The sequence below is a fragment of the Streptomyces glaucescens genome, assembly GCF_002154375.1.
Classification (GTDB): Bacteria; Actinomycetota; Actinomycetes; order Streptomycetales; family Streptomycetaceae; genus Streptomyces; species Streptomyces glaucescens.
Genome location: NZ_MUND01000778.1, coordinates 1 through 2,588, shown reverse-complemented (window position 1 = coordinate 2,588; position 2,588 = coordinate 1). Strand labels below are relative to the sequence as shown.

4 protein-coding genes are annotated in these 2,588 nt (G+C 74.3%); 3 read left to right on the top strand and 1 reads right to left on the bottom strand.

Annotated features, from left to right (window positions below; all coding sequences use genetic code 11):
- Positions 1 to 456, bottom strand: a 456-nt coding sequence (locus CCN42_RS37050) for a GntR family transcriptional regulator (protein WP_143662153.1), incomplete at its 3' end; no start/stop codon positions are given.
- A gap of 79 nt (positions 457 to 535) precedes the next feature.
- Here CCN42_RS37050 and CCN42_RS37045 point away from each other — a divergent pair.
- The 3 genes from CCN42_RS37045 to CCN42_RS37035 all read left to right on the top strand — a co-directional run.
- Positions 536 to 1,312, top strand: coding sequence for an alpha/beta fold hydrolase (locus tag CCN42_RS37045; RefSeq protein WP_086741690.1), 777 nt, complete (start codon positions 536 to 538; stop codon positions 1,310 to 1,312).
- 43 nt (positions 1,313 to 1,355) lie between these two features.
- A complete protein-coding gene (locus tag CCN42_RS37040) occupies positions 1,356 to 1,700 on the top strand; it encodes a hypothetical protein (protein ID WP_086168197.1) in 345 nt (114 codons plus the stop codon).
- A 101-nt stretch (positions 1,701 to 1,801) separates the two neighbouring features.
- Positions 1,802 to 2,588 (top strand): FUSC family membrane protein (locus tag CCN42_RS37035; protein WP_281259562.1); only part of this gene is annotated, 787 nt, incomplete at its 3' end.

Sequence of the window (2,588 nt, the reverse complement as noted above, 5' to 3'; positions counted from 1 at the left end):
GGCCACCCTCACCGACACCCTCCGCCCGACCGCCGCCGCGCGGGCCTCGGGGGTGCCGGTGGCGGCGGCCGGGCGGAGGGTGTCGGTGAGGGTGGCCGGGTCTCCCAGGAGGGCGGTGAGGGCCGGGGCGAGGAGGGCGGACTGATCGGCGGCCGTGGGGTAGTTCAGCTCCAGGTTGACGAGTGCGGGCGCGGCGGTGCCCGGGTGCGGCGGTTCGGTGAGGGCGCGGCCGTCACCGGTCGCGGGCGGGGTGGCCCGGACGAAGGTGCCCCGGCCGACCTCGCCGACGACCAGTCCGCGCCGCACCAGTTCGCCGTAGACCCGCCCGGCCGTGGAGGCCGCGATGCCGCGCCGCCGCGCGAACGCCCGCTGCGGGGGCAGCCGCTGGCCCGGCCTGAGGCGGCCGGAGGCGATGTCGGCCGCGATCCGGTCGGCGAGACGGAGGTAATCGTCCACAGCGGCCCCTTGGTTGGCATTGCACCGAGAGCAAAGATTTTATTGCACCGACGAGTTGGCGCGCCGTACGGTCGACTTCATGACCGTCCCCCTCGCATACGAGGACAAAGGCACCGCAACCGGCGTCCCTCTGCTCCTCGTCCACGGCCACCCCTTCGACCACACCATGTGGGACCCGCAGATCGAGGCGTTCGCCCCGCACCGCCGGGTCGTCGCCCCCGACCTGCGCGGCTACGGCGCCTCCCCGGTGGTCCCCGGCATCACCCCGCTCGCCGCCTTCGCCGCCGACCTCGAGGCCCTGCTCGACGAACTGGGACTGGAGTCCGTGATCCTCGCCGGACTGTCCATGGGCGGCCAGATCGCCATGGAGTGCTACGACCGGTTCGGCGACCGGATCCGCGGACTCGTCCTCGCCGACACCTTCGCCGAACCCGAGACCCCCGAGGGCAGGCGCACCCGCAACGCCATGGCCGACCGGCTGCTGCGCGAGGGCATGCGCGGCTATGCCGACGAGGTCCTGCACAAGATGGTCGCCCCCTACGCCGACCCGGACGTCCAGGCCCACGTCCACCGCATGATGACCGCCGCCCCGCCCGAGGGGGCCGCCGCGGCCCTGCGCGGACGCGCCGAACGCCCCGACTACCGCCCGCTGCTCGCCCGCGTCACCGCCCCGGCGCTGGTCGTGGTCGGCGAGGACGACGAGTACACCCCCGTCCCGGTCGCCGAGACCCTGCACGCCCTGCTCCCCGACTCCACCCTGCACGTCGTCAAGGACGCGGCCCACATGCCCAACCTGGAACGCCCGGACGAGTTCAACGCGGCGCTGGCCGCCTTCCTGGACCGCATCCCCGGCTGATCCGTTGGTGCCGGCCGCCTCCGCCCGGCTACCGTCACCGACCATGCGCGAGACGACGACCCTGTGGCGGCCCACGGGACCCGAGGAGCTGGCCCTCGTCGAGGCCTCCGGCTGGACCGCCTGGCCCCCGCGACTGCCCGAACAGCCGATCTTCTACCCCGTCCTCAACGAGGACTACGCCGTGCGCATCGCCCGCGACTGGAACGTCCCGGCCTCCGGCGCCGGATACGTCACCCGCTTCGAGGTCGACTCCGCGTTCCTGGAGCGCTACCCGGTCCGGCAGGCCGGCGGCGAGACCATCCTCGAACTCTGGGTCCCGGCCGAGGAGCTGGCGGAGTTCAACGCGCACATCGTGGGCCGTATCGAGGTCGTGCGGGAGTTCCGCTGAGGACCGTGCCCACGGCGGGCCGAGGCGCCGGTCGCCGGTGGGCGTGAGCACGTCGGTACCGGCCGCCCCGGTCCTTCGGGCAAGGCACCCATAATGGGCGCATGCCGCGAGAGTTCCCCATCGGCCTCACCCCTCCCGACTGGCTGGTCCGGAACCTTCGAGCCCAGCAGGCGCCCGTCAACCGGGCCGCCGTCGCCCGGGCCGCCGTCGCGATGTCGCTCCCGCTGGCGGTCGGGCTCGCCGCCGGCCGGCCCGCGTACGGCGCGCTCGCCGCCATGGGCGCGCTCTCCGGCGTCATCGGCGACACCGCCGACGCCTACCGGCTGCGCATCCTCAACATCGCCGTCCCGCAACTGCTCGGCGCGGTCGGCGTCACCCTCGGCTCCCTCGCCTTCGGCCACGGCTGGATCGCGGTCGCCGTCCTCACCGGCATCGCCCTCGTCTCCGGGATGATCTCGACGATCGGCGCGGTCTCCTCCGTCTCCGGCCTGCTCCTGCTGCTGAACGCCGTCGTCGGCGCCGGCCTGCCGATGCCCGGCGACTGGTGGCTCGCCCCGCTGCTGATGACCGGCGGCGGACTGCTCGTCCTCGTCCTCGCCCTGCTGTCCTGGCCGCTGCGCTCCGGCGTACCCGAACGCACGGCCGTCGCGGGTGCCTACCGGGCCGTCGCCGACCTGCTCGACGCGTGCGGCTCGGACACCGAGACCTACGACACGGCCCGGCACGCCGCCACCCAGGCACTCAACCAGTCGTACGACGTCATCCTCGCGCGCCGCTCCCGCTACCACAGCCGCAGCCGCGACCTCACCCGGCTGCTCGCCCAGCTCAACGCGGTCATCCCGGTCATCGAGGCCGCCCCCGCCGCCCACCTCTCCGGCACCCCGCTCC